General features: G+C 42.9%; 17 protein-coding genes. 13 read left to right on the top strand and 4 right to left on the bottom strand.

The window, feature by feature from the left end; all coding sequences use genetic code 11:
- The first annotated feature begins 67 nt into the window (after positions 1-67).
- The 7 genes from PN466_RS24320 (at position 68) to PN466_RS24290 (ending at position 7,935) form a co-directional block, all read left to right on the top strand.
- The gene (locus PN466_RS24320) at positions 68-1,516 is read left to right on the top strand and encodes a hybrid sensor histidine kinase/response regulator (protein ID WP_271944916.1); all 1,449 of its coding nucleotides are present in this window, start codon (positions 68-70) and stop codon (positions 1,514-1,516) included.
- Positions 1,509-1,922 carry a response regulator gene (locus tag PN466_RS24315; protein ID WP_271944913.1) on the top strand — a complete coding sequence of 138 codons (414 nt, stop codon included), beginning with the start codon at positions 1,509-1,511 and terminating at the stop codon, positions 1,920-1,922. Before PN466_RS24320 ends, PN466_RS24315 begins: the two co-directional genes overlap by 8 nt.
- A 61-nt stretch (positions 1,923-1,983) precedes the next feature.
- The gene (locus PN466_RS24310) at positions 1,984-3,783 is read left to right on the top strand and encodes an adenylate/guanylate cyclase domain-containing protein (RefSeq protein WP_271944910.1); all 1,800 of its coding nucleotides are present in this window, start codon (positions 1,984-1,986) and stop codon (positions 3,781-3,783) included.
- 2 nt (positions 3,784-3,785) lie between these two features.
- On the top strand, positions 3,786-4,448 hold the full coding sequence (locus PN466_RS24305) for a glutathione S-transferase family protein (protein ID WP_271944909.1): 663 nt from the start codon (positions 3,786-3,788) through the stop codon (positions 4,446-4,448).
- A 242-nt stretch (positions 4,449-4,690) separates the two neighbouring features.
- The gene (gene glgB, locus PN466_RS24300; protein WP_271944907.1) at positions 4,691-7,030 is read left to right on the top strand and encodes a 1,4-alpha-glucan branching enzyme; all 2,340 of its coding nucleotides are present in this window, start codon (positions 4,691-4,693) and stop codon (positions 7,028-7,030) included.
- 225 nt (positions 7,031-7,255) lie between these two features.
- Positions 7,256-7,612 (top strand): element excision factor XisH family protein, encoded by a 357-nt coding sequence (locus PN466_RS26580; RefSeq protein WP_271944992.1) that lies wholly within the window; start codon positions 7,256-7,258, stop codon positions 7,610-7,612.
- A complete protein-coding gene (locus PN466_RS24290) occupies positions 7,600-7,935 on the top strand; it encodes a XisI protein (protein WP_271944904.1) in 336 nt (111 codons plus the stop codon). Before PN466_RS26580 ends, PN466_RS24290 begins: the two co-directional genes overlap by 13 nt.
- A gap of 56 nt (positions 7,936-7,991) precedes the next feature.
- Here the strand turns inward: PN466_RS24290 and PN466_RS24285 are convergent, their stop codons facing one another.
- Both PN466_RS24285 and PN466_RS24280 read right to left on the bottom strand, forming a co-directional pair.
- Positions 7,992-8,378: an alr0857 family protein gene (locus PN466_RS24285; RefSeq protein WP_271944902.1), complete on the bottom strand. Its 387-nt coding sequence runs from the start codon at positions 8,376-8,378 to the stop codon at positions 7,992-7,994.
- A 5-nt stretch (positions 8,379-8,383) separates the two neighbouring features.
- A complete protein-coding gene (locus PN466_RS24280) occupies positions 8,384-8,929 on the bottom strand; it encodes an HNH endonuclease (protein WP_278003212.1) in 546 nt (181 codons plus the stop codon).
- 396 nt (positions 8,930-9,325) lie between these two features.
- Here PN466_RS24280 and PN466_RS24275 point away from each other — a divergent pair, with 396 nt between their 5' ends.
- The 3 genes from PN466_RS24275 to PN466_RS24265 all read left to right on the top strand — a co-directional run bounded on the left by PN466_RS24275 (position 9,326) and on the right by PN466_RS24265 (position 10,582).
- The gene (locus tag PN466_RS24275) at positions 9,326-9,658 is read left to right on the top strand and encodes a hypothetical protein (protein WP_271944900.1); all 333 of its coding nucleotides are present in this window, start codon (positions 9,326-9,328) and stop codon (positions 9,656-9,658) included.
- A 148-nt stretch (positions 9,659-9,806) separates the two neighbouring features.
- Positions 9,807-10,100, top strand: coding sequence for a hypothetical protein (locus PN466_RS24270; RefSeq protein ID WP_271944898.1), 294 nt, complete (start codon positions 9,807-9,809; stop codon positions 10,098-10,100).
- A 197-nt stretch (positions 10,101-10,297) separates the two neighbouring features.
- Entirely contained in the window at positions 10,298-10,582 is a 285-nt protein-coding gene (locus tag PN466_RS24265) for a hypothetical protein (protein WP_271944895.1), read from the top strand.
- 94 nt (positions 10,583-10,676) lie between these two features.
- Here the strand turns inward: PN466_RS24265 and PN466_RS24260 are convergent, their stop codons facing one another.
- Complete coding sequence (locus tag PN466_RS24260; RefSeq protein ID WP_271944892.1) at positions 10,677-11,519, bottom strand: SPFH domain-containing protein; 843 nt, start codon at positions 11,517-11,519, stop codon at positions 10,677-10,679.
- Between the two features lie 114 nt (positions 11,520-11,633).
- On the opposite strand from PN466_RS24260, the gene PN466_RS24255 reads away from it, so the two are divergent.
- Complete coding sequence (locus PN466_RS24255) at positions 11,634-12,287, top strand: class I SAM-dependent methyltransferase (protein WP_271944889.1); 654 nt, start codon at positions 11,634-11,636, stop codon at positions 12,285-12,287.
- A 71-nt stretch (positions 12,288-12,358) separates the two neighbouring features.
- Positions 12,359-14,140 (top strand): ATP-binding protein, encoded by a 1,782-nt coding sequence (locus tag PN466_RS24250; protein WP_271944887.1) that lies wholly within the window; start codon positions 12,359-12,361, stop codon positions 14,138-14,140.
- 16 nt (positions 14,141-14,156) lie between these two features.
- On the opposite strand, the gene PN466_RS24245 is transcribed toward PN466_RS24250, so the two are convergent.
- A complete protein-coding gene (locus tag PN466_RS24245; protein WP_271944885.1) occupies positions 14,157-14,399 on the bottom strand; it encodes a hypothetical protein in 243 nt (80 codons plus the stop codon).
- Positions 14,400-14,584: 185 nt separating this feature from the next.
- Here PN466_RS24245 and pabB point away from each other — a divergent pair, with 185 nt between their 5' ends.
- Positions 14,585-16,414: an aminodeoxychorismate synthase component I gene (pabB, locus tag PN466_RS24240; protein ID WP_271944882.1), complete on the top strand. Its 1,830-nt coding sequence runs from the start codon at positions 14,585-14,587 to the stop codon at positions 16,412-16,414.
- The last annotated feature ends 43 nt before the right edge of the window (positions 16,415-16,457 follow it).

The raw sequence follows: 16,457 nt of genomic DNA, 5'->3' as shown, positions 1-16,457 counted from the left end.
ACTTCTGGCACCGGTTCAATCCTTACACTTTAGTTTGTTATTGAACTTCCCTTATTTATTTAAACGTATGAATTCTCAGCCCTTTTCATCTCCTAAAGCCGATATTTTAGTCGTTGATGATACTCCAGAAAATCTCAGACTTCTGGTGAAAATCCTGCGTGAAAACTCCTATAAAGTCCGACCAGTACCCAGTGGGAATTTAGCCCTTTCTGCCATTGAAGCAAGTCCTCCTGATTTAATTCTTCTCGATATCATGATGCCGGAGATCAGTGGTTATGAAGTCTGTCAACGGCTCAAAAATAATCCCAAAACCCAATCGATACCCATCATTTTCATCAGCGCCATGAATGAAGTCTTCGATAAAGTCAAAGGATTTCATTTGGGAGCTGTTGATTATATTACCAAGCCCTTTGAAATTGATGAAGTTTTAGTGCGAGTAAAAACCCATTTAGACAACATCTTTTTGCAAAATCAACTCCAGCAGAAAAATCAAGAACTAGAACTAACCTTAGAACAACTGAAATTAACCCAGTCCCAGTTAATTCAATCCGAAAAAATGGCCGCCCTAGGACAACTCATTGCTGGAGTTGCCCATGAAATCAATACTCCCCTAGGCGCAATTCGGGCATCTGTAGATAACCTAACTCAATTTTTTGATCGCACTCTCGAAGAGTTACCTTGTTTTTTTGAAACTATGACAGTTGATCGAAAAAAATTCTTCTATCAACTTAGTAATCAAATAGACCAATCTAACGATCATATATCGAGTCGAGAAAAAAGAAAAAATCGAAAGGGATTAGTTCGCCAGCTTGAAGCTTATCACATTCCTGAAGCTGACGCGATCGCTGATACCTTAGTTGATATAGGAATTTATGACAAAATCACCGATATTATTCCTGAGCTGGCCAAACCAGAGAACGATAAAGTCCTCAATATGGTCTATCAAATTTCTAGTATTCAGAAAAGCGTAAAAACAGTCTCTACGGCTACCGATCAAGCGGCAAAAGTTGTTTTCGCCCTTAAATGTTATGCCCGACATGACTTACATAATAGTAAAGAACTCGCCCAAATTAATTCAGGAATAGAAACGGTGCTGACTTTATATCAAAATAAGCTTAAAAAAGGAATTGATGTGGTTAAAAATTACAAAGATACTCCACCAATTTGGTGTTATCCAGATGAACTACATCAGGTTTGGACTAACTTGATCCATAATGCTCTGCAAGCCATGAACTATCAAGGAACTCTTTTCATTGATGTTTTCCCAGAGCAACAGTATGTTCATGTCAAAATCACCGATACAGGCCCAGGGATATCATCGGAAAATATGCCCCGAATATTTGATGCTTTTTTTACAACGAAGTCCCCGGGAGAAGGAAGTGGATTAGGATTGGATATCGTCAAAAAAATTATTCATAAGCATCAAGGTAAAATAGAAGTGAACTCAGTTCCTGGGAATACTCAATTTATCGTTTCCTTACCCTTATCCACTCAGGAGGTGAATTCCCATGCCTAAGCCCATTATTTTATGCGTTGATGATGAAAGTGTCGTTCTTAATAGTCTAAAAATTCAACTTAAAAATGCTTTCTTAGATAACTATATTTATGAACTAGCAGAAAGTGCCGATGAAGCGTGGGAGATTATTGAAGAACTCCAAGAAACGGATAATCATTTAATTGTCATTGTCTCCGATTGGCTTATGCCTGGTGTAAAAGGGGATGAATTTTTAATTCATGTTCATCAAAAATTTCCGAAAGTGATTAAGGTGATGTTAACGGGACAAGCTGATCAGTCAGCTATTGAACGAGCGCAAAAACATGCCAACCTTTATCAACATATAGCTAAACCTTGGAAGCAGGATAAACTAATCGAAACCATCAAATCAGGACTCCAGAAAGTTCAGATGTATGGGCAAGATTAAGTTTCATCTTATTCCTAAAAGTAAACTGATTTTACTTGATTTTTTCTGACTCAAATTCGTTATGAATAAACCGGTAATTTTATGTGTCGATGACGAGCATTTTATTTTAGATAGTCTCAAGAGAATGTTGAGACGAGAATTTGGTAAATCTTATCAAGTAGAGTTGGCAGAAAATGGGAGTGGTGCTTTAGAAGTTATCCACAAATGTTTAGCAGAAAATAGTGAAGTAGTTCTGGTCATCTCTGATTATATGATGCCCAGAATGAAAGGGGATGAACTGCTGAAAAAAATTCATGAGATTTGCCCTAAAACAATTAAAATCATGTTGACTGGGCAAGCCGATATTGAAGGGATTCGTAATGTAGTTAATTATGCGAACTTATATCGATATTTGACCAAACCTTGGCAAATTGAAGATTTGCGATTAACCATTCGGGAAGCGCTGAATAGCTATTCCCAAGAACAAATGTTAATTGAGACTAATATTCAGTTGCAAAAAGCAAATTCGGATCTAGAAAAACTCAATCAAGAACAAGCTCATTTAATTGAATCTTTAAAGCAAGCAGAAGATAAATATCGTAGAATTTTTGAAAGTGCTTTAGAAGGAGTGTTTCAAGCGACTCCTGATGGAAAGTATATTAGTGCTAATCCAGCTTTAGCCAGAATTTATGGTTATGACTCTCCCGAAGATCTCATTAATGGGATTGTCAATATAGAAGAACAACTCTATGTCGATCGAGGACAGCGACAAAACTTTCTGGAATTAATGGATAAAAATCATGAAGTTTCAGGATTTGAGTCTGAAGTTTATCGAAAAGATGGGACAGTAATTTGGATTTCTGAAAATGCCCGTAGTGTCTACGATCAAGAAGGGAATTTTCTCTATTATCAAGGTTTTATTGAGGAAATTACTGAGCGCAAATCAGCAGAAGCCGAGCGACAACAGTTTATTGAAGATATGTTTGAGGTCAATACTAATTTAGAAATTGCCTTAAGTGACTTAGAAAATGCCTTAAACTTAGAGGTGGAACTCAAAAATGCTTACGGTCGATTTGTGCCTCAAGAATTCATTCAGCTTTTGCATAAAGAGAGTATCTTAGATGTAGATATCGGCAATCATGTTCAGCAGGAAATGTCAATTGTATTTTCTGATATCCGAGACTTTACCAGTTTATCAGAAGCCATGAGTCCTGAAGATAATTTTAAGTTTATTAATGCTTATTTGTCCCGGATGGAGACTCCAATTGTTGAGAATAATGGATTTATTGATAAGTATATTGGAGATGCCATTATGGCCATCTTTCATGGGAGTGCAGATAATGCCCTGCAAGCAGCAATTGCGATGCTCAATGAACTCAATAGCTATAATGAAACACGCGGTCGTCCTGGACGACCTAAACTCAAAATTGGGATTGGCATTAATACAGGTTTAATGATGATTGGAACTGTAGGGGGTAAAAACCGTATGGATAGTACAGTCATTAGTGATGCCGTTAATTTAGCTTCCCGACTAGAAGGACTGACCAAAAATTATCAGGTTCCTTTACTCATTTCTGAACATACTTTTTTACGCCTTCAACATGACTCTAACTATCAAATCAGAATTATTGATAAAGTTAGAGTGAAAGGCAAATCGGAACGGGTTTCTGTGTTTGAAGTCTTTAATGCCGACCCGGTGTCTACCCGAAGGGCAAAAATGCAAACAAAAACGGTATTTGAACAAGGATTAACCTATTACTATTTGCAGCAATTTCATCAATCTGCTGAATATTTTGAAGAATGTTTACGACTTTGTCCAGAAGACAAGGTAGCGGAAATTTACTTTAACCAAGTGATTGAATATCTTTATGGAAAGGAATAAGAATGCGTCTACTGCAATTTAGTACCTCTCATTACTGTCGCAAAGCCCGCTTAATTCTAGGCTATAAGAAAATTACTTATGACGTAGAAAACCTAACTCCTGGGGTTCACATTCTGCGCGTCAAACCCCTAACGGGAGGGCAAACTGTACCAGTACTGTTATCAGAGAACCAAGCCATTGGAGATTCGACTGAAATTTGGCACTATCTGGAGAAAGAGCATCCCGATCGCACTCTAATTTTAGGCGATCGCCACCAACAGCAGCAAGCCGAACTTCTCGAAGACTGGCTCGACGAAAGTCTAGGCGTTGCCACCCGCTTCATTTACTATCACTATCGCTCTGGAGAGGGAAAATCCATTGATCCCTCCTGGTTTAGCCAAGCCGTCATTCAAATTGTCAAAAAACAATATAACATCGGCCCCCGTGCCGTTGCCCTCGCCAGCCAACGCCTAGAATTAGGCCTGAAAATCCTGGGCGACTCCTGGCAAAATCAACCCTATCTTGTTAGCCAACAGATTAGTATTGCTGATATTGCAGCCGCGGGTCTCCTCAGTCCCCTAGCCCTGATTCCCCACTACAGAACCCAATATCCCTGGTTATTTCAAAGAATAGAGGAAATCCATCAACTTTGTGGGGAAGCCTTACCCCCAGGGTTAGGGAGCTAGGGGAATAGGGGAATGGGAGGAATGGGCGATTAACCCTTACTCATTCCCCCTTCACCTGATTCCCAAAGCCAACCTTTAAAGGTAATGTGATACAGTCCCCAGGGTTATCCCCCAATCCCCAAATTCTTCCCTATTGGTATAGGATTTATGGTCAAATATAAAGAAAATGTAATCATCCCGACCCAGTTGGGGACACCCACCAAACCCAATCAAATTTCTTAAACTTAAGGAAGGATAATTAAATGTCAATGACCATTGCCACCGACCAAATTGATCGCATTGTATGGAACCAACATCATGACCCCTTTGAAGTTCTTGGCCCCCACAAAATAGAAAATAACGGTAAATCAACCTGGGTCGTGCGAGCCTATCAACCCAACGCCGAATCTGTATCCGTGGTACTGCCCGAAAAACGCCAAGAATACCCCATGCAGTCGGTACATAATCCCCACTTCTTCGAGTGCAACATTGACATCCCCGAACTAAGTAACTACCAACTGCGAATCAAAGAAGGCGAACACGAGCGCATCATCTACGACCCCTACGCCTTCAAATCTCCCAAACTCACCGAATTTGATATTCACCTGTTTGCCGAAGGAAACCATCACCGCATCTACGAAAAACTCGGCGCTCACCTCATGACTGTTGATGGCGTAAAAGGAGTTTACTTTGCCGTTTGGGCCCCCAACGCCAGAAACGTCTCCGTTCTTGGAACCTTCAACAACTGGGATGGCCGTCAGCACCAAATGCGACGCACGGGTAACGGAGTCTGGGAACTTTTCATTCCTGACCTGGGTGTAAACACCCTCTACAAATACGAAATCAAAAACCCTCACGGACACATCTACGAAAAATCAGACCCCTATGGGTTCCAACAAGAAGTCCGGCCCAAAACCAGCTCCATCGTTACTGACCTAGATGACTACACCTGGGGGGATAGCGACTGGATGGAAGAGAGACGGAATACTGACCCCTTAAACAAACCGGTTTCTGTCTACGAACTCCATTTAGGGTCATGGCTCCATGCCTCTTCAGAAGAACCCGCTAAACTGCCCAATGGTGAAACTGAACCGGTTGTCATCACTTCAGAACTTAATCCTGGTGGTCGCTTCCTCACCTATCGCGAACTGGCTCATACACTAATTCCCTACGTTAAAGAACTGGGTTTTACCCATATTGAACTACTTCCCGTCGCCGAACACCCCTTTGATGGTAGTTGGGGTTACCAAGTCACGGGTTATTATGCCGCAACCTCCCGGTTTGGAACGCCCCAAGATTTCATGTACTTTGTCGATCAATGTCACCAAAATGGCATCGGGGTATTAGTAGACTGGGTTCCCGGACACTTCCCCAAAGATGGTCATGGTCTGGCGTTCTTTGATGGCACCCATCTCTATGAACATGCTGACCCTCGGAAAGGGGAACATAAGGAATGGGGAACCTTAGTGTTTAATTATGGCCGCAATGAAGTCCGCAACTTTTTAGTGGCCAACGCCCTCTTCTGGTTTGATAAATTCCACATTGATGGGATGCGAGTCGATGCAGTTGCGTCCATGCTCTATCTGAATTATCTGCGTAAAGATGGGGAATGGGTTGCGAATCAATATGGCGGTCATGAACATATTGAAGCGGCTGATTTTCTGCGCCAAGTTAACCATTGCGTATTTAGTTATTTCCCTGGAACGATTTCGGTGGCGGAAGAATCGACTTCTTGGCCGATGGTTTCTTGGCCGACCTACGTTGGTGGTTTAGGCTTCAATTTGAAGTGGAACATGGGCTGGATGCATGATATGTTGGACTACTTCAGTCTTGACCCCTGGTTCCGGCAGTTCCATCAAAATAATGTCACCTTTAGCATTATGTATCACTATAGTGAGAACTTTATGCTGGCGCTCTCCCATGATGAGGTGGTGCATTGTAAGAGTAGCATTATTGGTAAGATGCCTGGGCCAACCGATGACCCGAACCATTGGCAAAAATTTGCTAGTGTCCGCGCTCTGTTTAGTTATATGTATGCTCACCCTGGCAAGAAAACGTTGTTTATGGGCATGGAGTTTGGCCAGTGGAATGAGTGGAATGTGTGGAGCGATTTAGAGTGGCAGTTGTTGCAGTATGAAGAGCATCAAAAACTGAAGAAGTTTATGAGTGAGGTTAATGCTCTATATCGTAGCGAGCCAGCTCTTTATACTCAGGATTTTAATCAAGAAGGGTTCTCTTGGATTGATTGTAATGATAATAATCATAGTGTGGTTTCTTTTATCCGTCGGGATAAGGAATCCGATGACTTTTTAGTGATTGTTTGTAACTTTACGCCTCAACCCCATTCCCACTACCGAATTGGAGTTCCTGAGCCAGGATTCTATACGGAGTTGTTTAATAGTGATTCCTATGAGTTTGGCGGTAGCAATATGGGGAATTTGGGGGGTAAATGGACTGATGAGTGGTGGTTCCATAATTATCCCTATTCGGTTGAGTTGTGCTTACCTCCGTTAGGGGTGTTGTATTTGAAGTTGGATCGGGAAAAAACTCAGGCTGCGTTTCAGGTAGATGCGGTTGAGGTCCAAGAGGCTGAAGCGGTGTAAAGGCTCATGTCTTCTATAATCCACGGGTAAAAAATTACCGAGGTTCAAGGCTCGGTTCTCTAAATGACGGGAACTGAGTTTTTTCTTGGGGTTCGGGCACAGACAAGGAGGGGCATTTATTGCGATATCATAAAATCTAGACTATAAGTAACAGTCGGTTCCATGCCTGCTAAGGATCTCTACCATAATCTTGTTGTCCAACTTTTGATCGATGAAGGTTAGACAATTACGGATGATCCACTCTATTTATCTTATGGAGGTCGGGATTTATTCGTCGATCTGGGCGCAGAACGAAGTGCGATCGCCGCACAAAAGGGAAATCGTAAAATAGCTGTTGAAATTAAAAGTTTCCTCAAGTCTTCTCCAGTAACCGATCTGGGAGATGCACTTGGACAGTATGGAATATATCAAAGCATCCTAGCAGAACTGCAACCGGAACGAATGCTCTATCTTGCAGTTCCCAAACGAACGTATGAAACGATTTTGACGGAAAAGTTAGGTCAGCTTATTTTAAGAAATTGGGATATCAAACTGATGATTTTTGATGAAGTCGCAAGGAGATTGATCCAATGGATACCCTAGAGAACTATCGCGAACTGGTTCGTAATCTGATCCTCAAATATGGGCAATACAAACCGTCTAATGGGGAGATTGAACCGGAAGTGATCCTTGATTTGGAGCGAGATCGCTATGAACTGATGAATGTAGGTTGGGATAACCAACGGCGCGTCCATGGTTCGGTGATTCATATTGATATTATTGACGGCAAAATCTGGATTCAACATGACGCAACCAATATTTGTGTAGCTGAAGAGTTGGTAGAGCTAGGGGTTCCCCCACAGGATATCATTTTAGGCTTCCATCCTCCCCATGTGCGTCAATACACAGATTTTGGTGTGGCTTGAACATGCGATCGCTCAACGGAAAAAGCCCCAGGCGATCGCGCTAGGGGCTTTTGAAATTAATTTTTCATCGCGGTTTGGGTTTTAGATGCCATCCAGAGGTGGAAGAGAAAGAACTCCGTACGATCGCCTAATTCAACTAAGAAGATTCCTTCTTCTGCTTCAGGATTAGACGTTAACCACGTGCCTCGCAAGCTGACTTCCCTGTAATCGCAATCTACCCGATCTAACGTAATCCGGTCATCAACCTGACGGCGTACCTGGGTTTCTAAGGCGCGCATTTCTGGCAAATCCGCAGGCAGTAGGAAAGAGGCTGTTGTCTTTTCTAGGGAGATTGGCTCACCCACGTGCAACAGAAAGGTTAAGCGAGCGGTGACCCAATCTTCCAGGGATGTGGCAAAGCGCTCTAGATGAAAATCATTATCTAAATAGGTTAACTTCAACATATTTCCTAGCCTCCATACGCATCCAGGTCTCTTTGATGTTCTCTCCAGAACTGTTCCGCAAACGCCACGGCCGGGTGGATTGGTGCTTTCGGTTGAGTTCGTAGTTTAAGGCCGGATTGTTCTGGGGTGCGATCGCCCTTGCGAGAATTACAAGATTGACAGGCAATCACCACATTATCCCAACTGTGTTGACCTCCTTTTGACCGAGGGATCACATGATCGATCGTCAAATTCTTCTTACTGCCACAGTATTGGCACATCTGTTTATCTCGCCGTAACAGTTCTTTTCGGTTAACGGGCGGTGTTTTCCAAATGCCCTCTGTCCCCGCAAAAGTCAATCGGATATGTTCAGGAACCATCAGTACTAAATTAGGAGAGCGAACCATCCATTCTTGTCCTTTGACTAAATCTAAAGGTTCGGCTTTTCCAGTTACCAAAAGGGCGATCGCTCGTTTAAGATCGATCCGACTGACGGGTAAGTAGTTCTTAGAAAATACGACTACCGATTGACTTAAAACATGGGTTGCACTGGTCACGACTAAGTTCCTCATAAAATTACCCCCGCTTCGGGTTAGGAACGAAGCGGGGGTAAACACAACAGGAGAATGCTTTGAGTTTTACCCAGGTACACTCTCTAATTTGTACCTTTGGCTTCGCTGATCAGTTCGGATGTTTGCCTGTAGCACATCCGGGATTATGGTATCCCAGGGTTCAGAATGATTTCTAAAACCGCAAGATATCTCGATGGTTCCTATATTCTTACTTCGATCGCCCATTTCTCCATAGAGACTTAGGCCACATAAGCCGTATTGATCGCGGCTATGGTTAGAGTTGGTCGATCGGGCAAAATCAGGAATCACGGGAATTTTTGGCTGTAAGGTGTAAGGATTGACTTTTAAATACTACACTGATATTACAGAGTTGTCCACCCATTGAGGAAAAAAATCATGTACACCCTCCCAAGAACATCAACAACCGATATGGAAGTTACGAGCATCCGCTTAGAAAAAGAACTCAAACAACAGCTCAAGAAACTGGCTGGCAATCAGGGCTATCAAGCTATGGTGCGAGATATTCTGTGGAATTATGTGCAACAGCGATCGGATGACTATCAGTGTCAATATTATCCGGAAGACATTCGCTCTACTATAGAGGCGATCGCTCATCAAGAAGAACGCTGTGCCATTACTGGCAATCCCATTCACCCCAATCAACCCATGTTACTCGGACTCACTCATCACGGGGAGTTTGTTCCCCTCAGTCCTCGCGCTCTGCCATAGCCCTTCAAACTTAGATCAACTCGTAGTAAACCCCTGAGGTTCTGTTCCTGCTTCGTCCCCTTTATTCTACCGAAGCAGGACGGTGTTTTCATGCTCCATTAAGGGGTACAATGGTATCCAGGATAGAGTAGTGTGGAGTAAATCGCTGATGTATTCTGAAGACACAGACGCAACAGAAATTACATTTTTCTACGATACGGGAGAATCAGAGGCTTTTAGTTTACCCATTGCTCCAGAGGAGTTTCAAAAGCAGGTGAGTTTGCTCTTGGAACGTCCCTGGTTAACGTTTCATTTGTTCGATCGCACCATTTGGATCTGTATGGCTAGGGTGGTGAAAGTGGAAGTAAAACCTTCACTACCAGGTATTGTGGGCGTGGGCGTATTCCCCAATGTGGAAGAAATGACCACGATTCAACGGGGATCGAGGGGACGGTTTGTGTGATCGAAATCCCATGGCAAAGGGCGATCGCTCACTCAGATCCCTAGCTCAAGATCAATCAATTCTTTTCGAGAACTCACCCAATTAACTGGCATCAGTCACAGCCATTTGCAGTTAACTCTGAGATGATTAAGGTATAAGAGTTAATTACGGTCTGCATCCGGATTCACCCTTACATTTCACCTATAGAGTTTGTGGATATGACAACTAGAGTGTTGGATTTTGAAGTCCTCTCTTACATTCATCCTAATGGAAGCCTACGCAAGTACGGTAGTTTAGAATGTCAGCGCTATGGCTGTGATTATCGGATTATTTCCCCGATTAATCGCCAGGATGCTTCTGCTGAACAAGAAGCCTATGATGAGTTGATTGCTAAATTAAATCAAACTCGGATCAAGCGCATTAAAACTGAAGAAGATACAACCTTAGATGAAGCGTTTCGGATTGTTTTTCATTTAGCCAATTCTCAGGAAGAACAAGCTTAGGGAATAGGTAATGGATAATAGGGACAACTCAGATGTACCCGTTCCTTGAATAGTCCATAAACAGTGTGGTTTTATCAGCTTCATGTCATTCCATTTAGCCATCAGGGTTGCCTTCCGAGCCATTTCCAGGTGAGGACGTAGGAGGTAGATCAATTTTCTTCAATCCCGAACGTTCAGATTCAAGAAGGTTGATTAGGGTGTCATTCAAAACGCTAGGATTCATAAAGAAAACCTTAGAGTTGGGACTAGCAGTAAGCTTTTCATTCGTATCTAGATAGTGTCGGGCGATGATAAATTGGATAAATTCAGGGCTTCTAGAGTCTATTCCTAACGCCTCAGCCAAGATTTTCATCGATTGCGCTCCACCTTGGGCTTCAATAATCGAAGCCAGACGTTGGCTTTCCGCTGCTCGTTCTTTTTCCAAAGATTCAAGAATGGTTTTTGGCGGAGTAATATCTCGCACTTCTACTCGAATTAACTTCACTCCCCAAGAGTCAGTAATCGAGTCGATTTGTTTTAGCAAAGCTTGATTAATTTCTTTAATTCCTGAAAAGGTTTGGCTCATTTCTAGGCGGCCAATTTCCCCCCGCAAATTAGTTAACACTAAGTTTTCTAAGGCATGTTCAATATCGTTAATGGCATAATAGGCACGTCTTAGGTTTACAATTTGCCAGTAAACGATCGCATCAACAGCTAACGATACATTATCTTTGGTGATGGTTTGTTGGGGAGGGACATCCAACAAACGCTCACTCATCAAGGCTCGAATCACCACTTTTTCCAGCAGCGGTATAATAAAATTGACTCCAGGGTCTAGGGTACGGTGATATTTGCCCAAGCGCTCGACTAAGCCTTGATAGGGTTCCGGAATGATCACGAGGGAACCCGATAGACAGGCGATCGCCACTAAAAAGAAAATAATAATACTGGGAATCATGGAACTATCCTGATCGCGGAAAGAAGGGAGAAGGCCAAACCTGAGGAATCCTTTATAGTGAAAAGGAACCCCTAATGATTTAAGTTTACAGGTTTAAGTTTTAATCGATTAACCATGCTCTTACACCCCCAAGACCGCACTAAACTTGATTCTAGCGACGATCTCCAGTTTTATGCTTTTCCTCGGTTCGTCACCCATGTGGATGAGGGGTTTATCCAGCAGTTAACTGACCTTTATCGAGATCGCCTCAAACCCCAGACCCGAATTTTAGATTTAATGAGTAGTTGGGTTTCCCATCTTCCTGAAGAGCTGACATTTGAGCATGTGGAAGGCCATGGTTTAAATGAAGACGAGTTAGCCAAAAACCCCCGCTTAAATCACTATTGGGTGCAAGACCTCAATCAAACTCTGCAACTGCCATTTGAGGATCAAAGCTTTGATGCAGTTCTCAATTGTGTCTCTATACAATATTTGCAATACCCCGATGCCATTTTTAGTGAAATTCACCGTATCCTGAAACCCGGTGGGGTCGTCATTGTCAGCTTTTCTAATCGCATGTTTTATCAAAAAGCGATTCAAATTTGGCGTGATGGTACAGATAAAACTCGCCTCAACCTTCTTAAACAATATATCCAATCGGTATCTGGATTTACAGAACCTGAATTTATTGTGCGTTTACCTAACGTTCCGACCCTCTTGCAACTCATGGGTTGGGGAGGAGGAGATCCCTTTTATGCGGCGATCGCCTACCGCCAAGATCCAACTTGAATCAATTATCATCACCGAACCTTATGCATCATAGCCTCACAGGACTTCTTGTACCCTCTGTTAATGATCCCATGTCTTCCGATCGCCCCCAATTCGATCTAGCGCTACCCAGTTCTAAAGAAGGATTATGGGATTGGAATCTACCCACTGGGCACATATTTTTCAATACAAATTGGCAGAAAATCTTGGGATTTTCGGAATCTGAATTACCCCAAACCTTTAGCGAATTTGAAGCCTTAATTCATTCGGAAGATCTACCCATACATCAAGCCGCTCTCCAATCCCATATTCAAGGAGGGACTGAATTTTATGAAAGTACCTACCGCTTACACTGTCCTAGTGGTGGCTATCGGTGGATTTTAGCCCGTGGACTATGTTATCGCTATAGTGATGGAACCCCTTACCGTTTAGCGGGTTCCCACACAGATGTGACTTCGTTCAAGAAAGCCCAGGAACAAGAATCGGTTCTCCGCTTAATTACCGATCAAATTCGCAGTAGTTTAAACTTAAAAACGATTTGGAAAACTGCCGTCGATCAAATTCAAAAACTTTTGGATGCCGATCGAGTACTCATTTACCAATTTGAACCGAACTGGAAAGGGTCAGTAATTGTCGAAAAAGTAGTAGGAAACTGGGGATCGACTTTGGGAGAAGTTGGAGCAGATGATTGTTTTTCCCAAGACTATGCCAAGCTCTATAAAAATGGCAGAGTTAGGGTGATTCATGATATTTTAACCTCTCACTTGGATGAGTGTCATGTCGATTTCTTACAAAAATTTGATGTCCGTTCTAATCTGATTGTCCCGATTATTATCAAAGAGGAATTATGGGGTTTATTGATTGCCCATGAATGTAAGCGATCGCGCCGTTGGAAAGAATCAGAAGTTACCCTATTATCCCATGTAGCTAAACAGTTAGCCATTGCCATTTATCAAGCTAATTTGTACGATCAATCTCAGCGGGCAGTTCAAGAATCAGAAGAAAAAGCTCATGAATTAGAGCTGGCGTTGCTCAAACTGCAAACAACTCAGGCTCAATTAATTGAAAGTGAGAAAAAATCGTCTATTGGTCAATTGGTCGCTGGAATTGCCCATGAAATCAATAATCCCGTAAGCTTTATTTATGGAAATATTGATTTTGCCAAAGCCTATCTCAATGATTTGTTAGAATTAGTTCAGTTATACCAAAGTACATTCCCTGAGCAAGGAAATGAGATTGAAAAATTTTCTGAGGATATTGATTTAGAGTTCTTGCAAGATGATTGTATGGATTTATTAGACTCCATGAAGAATGGAGCTTCTCGGATTCGCGAAATTGTTTTATTTCTGAGGACATTTTCCCGGTTAGATGAAGCTCAAATGAAACGAGTGAATCTCCATGATGGCATTGAAAGCACATTGATGATTGTGAATCATCGCTTACAGAAGAGTGGGAATCGCCCAATGATTGAAGTGTTTAAAAACTATGGCGTTTTGCCTCCGGTTGAATGCTATGCTGGGCAACTCAATCAGGTATTCATGAATATATTAGTCAATGCCATTGATGCGATTGATAGCGCCTGGGAACATTACTCGAATCGGGATAGTCCAGAAATTAGGATTACCACTGAAGATTGGCACATGCAATCTGTAAAAATATTGATTACTGATAATGGAGTGGGCATGTCAGATTTAATTCGCCAGCGTTTATTTACGCCTTTTTATAGTACCAAACCGGTTGGGAAGGGAAAAGGACTAGGTTTGAGTTTATGTCATGCTATTATTGTTGATCATCATGGGGGAAAATTATCCTGTGACTCTGAACCCGGGAAGGGCACAACGTTCATCATTGAATTGCCCTTACACCAGAGTTAATACCTATCCAAATAGATTAAGACTTAACAGATAATTGTTCTTGTATTTGCTGAATTTTGCGATCGCGGAATGCCTCTAAAGCCTTTTGCAGGTCTTCCGGTTCTACGCCTTCTGGTAAATCGACTGTAGAGAGCGACTGAATCATACCAGAAACCAATTGACTGAATCCCTCAATTCGATCGTCAGCCGATAACTTCTGTTGAGCAGCTTGCGCTACAGTAGGACGAGTAAGAATCGGCGAAACTTTATAATTCAACATTCCTAAGCACCTCTGATTCAAATAGATGACCCTAAAATCCTACTTCTTATCATAAGAACATGTCTCGGATATGACAACATCCTTGTTACAATTATAGACGTTTATCTATCTTTCTTGTCTATATAAGCACTAAAAATAAGTACGATCACATAGAAATTAATCGATGAAGCGAGAAGGATAGTATAATGAAGAAGTGTTCTGTCAAAGAATTTGCTGATTCCCCCATGAATAACCCCAAAGAAGGGGGAATAACTACCAACGGTCTTGCCTATATCTACCAATATGAAAGCAAGTATTGGTTACAATTTGAAGATCCAATTCAAGTTTATTGTTTAAGTGGAAATTCTGGTAATCCGATCGCGACTCTAGAGGAAATTGAAAACCAAGTGGAAACACAGGGCTGTTATGCGGTGGGAATGCTCAGTTATGAAGCTTCTCCAGCGTTTGATAGTGCCTTAACGGTTTATGAAGACCCTGATTTTCCCCAACTTTGGTTTGCCCTGTACGATCGCCCCTCTCGTATCCTCAGCCCCCAGGAATTCATTAATCTCCACAGCAATATTACTGATCCAGGAATAAGCTGGGAAAGTGAACTCACTGAAGCCGACTTTCACGAGGCGATCGCGCGGGTTCAAAATTACATCAGCCAAGGGGATACCTTTCAAGTTAACTACTCCTTCCGCTTGCGATCGCCCTTTAGCGGCGATCCGCGCTGGGCATTCAATCTTCTGAGAAGATCGTCACCCGCCCCCTATTCAGCTTACCTGGACATGGGACGCTATATCATTGCTTCGGCTTCCCCCGAACTCTTTTTCACCCTTAAGGGTTCTACCTTCACCAGCAAACCCATGAAAGGAACTGCCCCACGGGGAAAAACCCTAGCTGAAGATCGTCAACTTGCCGAATGGTTGTACCATTCCCAGAAAAATCGTGCTGAAAACGTGATGATCGTCGATATGGTTCGTAATGATATCGGTCGAGTCGCCACCATTGGCAGCGTCCAAGTCCCTCGCTTATTTGAAGTCGAGCGCTATTCTACCGTCTGGCAAATGACTTCAACGGTGACGGCTCAAACGCGATCGCCCCTAAGCCAAATTCTCGCCAACATTTTCCCCTGCGCCTCCATCACGGGCGCACCCAAAGCCCGCACGATGGAGATCATTAAAGAACTCGAAGGCTCTCCCCGACGCATCTATACTGGGGCGATCGGTTATTTGAGTCCGGGACGTAAAGCCATATTTAACGTCGCCATCCGTACCCTCCTGATCGACCGACACACCCAACAAGCCGAATACGGTATCGGTAGCGGCATCGTCACCGACTCTAATAGTCAAGAAGAATATCAAGAATGCTATATCAAATCCCGCGTTATTATCGAGCAACAACCTCCCTTCTCCCTCCTCGAAACCCTCCTCTGGACTCCCCAATCTGGTTATTTCCTGCTCTCTTACCATCTGCAACGGCTTCAAGACTCAGCCGAATACTTTAATATTCCCCTAGATCTCTCCCAACTACTCCAGCAGCTCCAAACCCTAGCTCCTGCGCTCAACCGCTCTGCCCATAAAATTCGTCTGCTGATCGATTCCCAAGGAGAATTGACCCTAGAACCCTCTCCTATTACTCCTTCCTCCTCCCTCACCCCCATCAGCCTCAAACTTGCCCCTCAACCGATTGACTCGTCCAACATCTGGCTTTATCACAAAACCACCCATCGCCAAGTTTATACTCGAGCTAGTGCTGCGGTTACCGAGTGTGATGAGGTGCTGCTCTGGAACGAACACCATCAAATTACCGAAGCTAGCATTGCCAACGTTGTCCTCCATTGGCAGGGACAATGGATTACCCCTCCCGTCACCTGTGGACTTTTAGCGGGTACATTCCGCGCTTGGCTTTTAGATCGGAATCTGATTCACGAACACCCCATTACTCTAGATATGATCGCTCCCTCTTCTACTGTGTATCTGATTAACTCAGTTAGAGGATGGCAAAGTGCGCGGTTGATCGGCTCGCACTAATCAGGGATATTAAAGATCCTGTAACTCTATTACCTGCGGGTGA

This window comes from Roseofilum reptotaenium CS-1145, from assembly GCF_028330985.1.
In the GTDB taxonomy this organism is placed as follows: Bacteria; Cyanobacteriota; Cyanobacteriia; order Cyanobacteriales; family Desertifilaceae; genus Roseofilum; species Roseofilum reptotaenium.
The sequence above is the reverse complement of the archived record's forward strand: the minus strand, read 5'-3'. Positions and strand labels throughout refer to the sequence as shown.